1 protein-coding gene and 1 pseudogene are annotated in these 2,232 nt (G+C 69.7%); one reads left to right on the top strand and one right to left on the bottom strand.

Annotation, left to right across the window (positions count from 1 at the left end; genetic code table 11):
• Positions 1–155 precede the first annotated feature (155 nt).
• Positions 156–1,220: a hypothetical protein gene (locus I6U14_RS12200; protein WP_296899685.1), complete on the bottom strand. Its 1,065-nt coding sequence runs from the start codon at positions 1,218–1,220 to the stop codon at positions 156–158.
• A 267-nt stretch (positions 1,221–1,487) separates the two neighbouring features.
• Between I6U14_RS12200 and I6U14_RS12205 the strand changes: the two are divergent.
• Positions 1,488–2,232: pseudogene (locus tag I6U14_RS12205) on the top strand (DUF2868 domain-containing protein); the annotation flags it as partial.

Consider the following 2,232-nt stretch of genomic DNA (forward strand, 5'->3'; position numbering starts at 1 on the left):
TTTGTGCCCGACCCGCGGCCCCCCGGGAGGCCTCGGAAAGGGGCGGACGCCCGTCGGGCAAGGGCTGAGGGCAAGGGCGCGGGGACGGCAGCACGCAACCGGGGGGCTTGCCGGCGGGGCGTGTGGCGCGGCTTACCGGTTGGTGGCCACGCGCCCTATTCCGAGCCTCTGGCAGCGGGCGGCGTCGCAAACAGCGCATCGAAGGCCGAGAGCAGGATGGGCTCGCCACGCGCAGTCAGGCGCTCGCGCAGGGCATCACGAATGCGTTGCTGACGGCGGTGCACGGCCAGCTCCTCGATGACTTGCTGCACCGTTGCGGTATCCGCGTCTGCAGCAAGCCCGAACAGCCATTCCAGAGCCAACGGTGTGCGGGCCAAGGCCGCCGCCCGAAGCAGCACCCGCTGGCGCTGACCGCGCAGCGGCTCAGCCTCCCAGCGCGCGCGCAGGAGGGCAACGGCGGCATCGAGTTTGGATTCACCGAGGGCCAAGGCCGCGAGCTCGGCCAGCTGGGCATCAGCATCGGGGGCTCCCTCCAGCCAGCGGCCAACGAAGGCCGGGGCGGTGTCCGGCGCCACGACGAGCAGCGCCTGGAAGCACTCGCCACCGACCTCAGCCTCGACATCGCCCAACAGCGCCTTGGCGCGCAGAACCGCCTCCGCGGCGCGCGGCTCCGTGCAGGCAATGGCGCGCACCGCACCACTGCGCACCCGGTGCTCGGGGTCCACCAACAGGTCGACCAGATCGAGCAGCGCATCCGCGGCACCGGATACCGCAAGGCCCATGGCACAGGTCGCACGCACATCGGCGGCGGTGTCGATGCGCCCGCCCCAAACGGGCTCCAGCTGCCGCAGTCGGATACCCTGGCGGAAGAAGTCTGCGCTCAGGCAGTCCAGCGCCACCAGCGCTCGGGCAATGGCACCCTTGGCGAGGCAGCCCGGATCGTGCTTGTGATCCAACGCGGCCAGCCGCCCGAAGGCGGTCATCAGCGCCGGCTCCAGTGCATAGTGCAGGCCGTCGGCCGCGGCCTCGGCGGCGCGGGCGAGAACGCGGTAATGGGCGTGACTGAGTGCCCGCTGCAGGAGCGCCTCATCGGGGTGCTCGTCAAGGACGTGCAGCAGCGCCCGCATCTCGTCGCTGTCGTCGGTACGCTGCCGCGTGCGCCGCGCGCTGGGTCGCCCGAGGCCCGCTCTCGCATCCCTGGCTGGCTTATGGCTGTGCATGAACACTCGTCTCACTATCTGCACGCTGTCATTGTGCCGGCGATGGCCGCACATCCCCATGTCGAACCCGGTGCGCGACCCTTGATCGGCGCCGGAAGCAGGGTATAACGTGCTGGCGCTGTCCTCATAGTAGGCGCCGCTCCCACCCCGGGAGCCGGCCGCAGCAGCCTGCCATACCGTATTCCAGCCCAGCACCACACCAGTCAACGCCCAGTCGCCCGTCAGAAGCGACCGTCCCGAGAAGCAACTGCCCCAGAAGCAACTGCCATGGAATCCGCTGTGCATACCGGTCCGGAGCCGGCCGGGGAGCCGGACACGAGCCGCTGGCGCCTGCCGGACCTGCTGGACTTCGACTACTACGTCGACCGCGACGAGCAGCGCCTGCGTACCGACCCCTCAGAACGCAAGCGCCTCTCCGAACGTGATCGGCGCCTCTATCGTGAGCGCATCGGGCCGCAGATCAAGGCCCCGGAGCATACGCCAGCGCATCGCAGTGCAGCACTGCGCCGCTGGCTCGGTATCCGCCGCGGCGGGGAGGACGCAGCCATCCAGGCGCTGTTGCCGGGCTCTGCCTTCGCCCGCGGCCAGCGCCTGGTGACCGTGGGCCTCGGGGTGCTGGGCCTCATTGCCGGCATTGGTGTCGCCTCCGCGCTGCTCCATTACGAGGGCGACCAGCCGGTGAACGTGTCCTGGTACGTCTTCGTACTGGTGATTCTCCAGGTGCTGCTGCTGGTGGGCACGGCCGCGCTCTGGTACAGCCGCCGCTCGCGGCCCATGCAGGCCGCGGTTCAGGATCTCTCCCTGATCGGGACCCTGCTGAAGCCGCACTTCGCGGCCGCCTCGCGTTGGGTGCAACGCCAGCGCCTGGCCCACATGCAACCGAACCTCCGTGAGCAGGCCAAGGCGCGGCAACGGCTGCTGTCCGGCCACATCGCCTTCTACGGTCACGCTGCCGACATGCCCCAGCTGAATTCAGCCCAAGTATTCGGCATCTGCCTCCAACTCAGTGACA

It is taken from the genome of Thiohalocapsa sp. (assembly GCF_019695415.1).
Lineage (GTDB): Bacteria > Pseudomonadota > Gammaproteobacteria > Chromatiales > Chromatiaceae > Thiohalocapsa.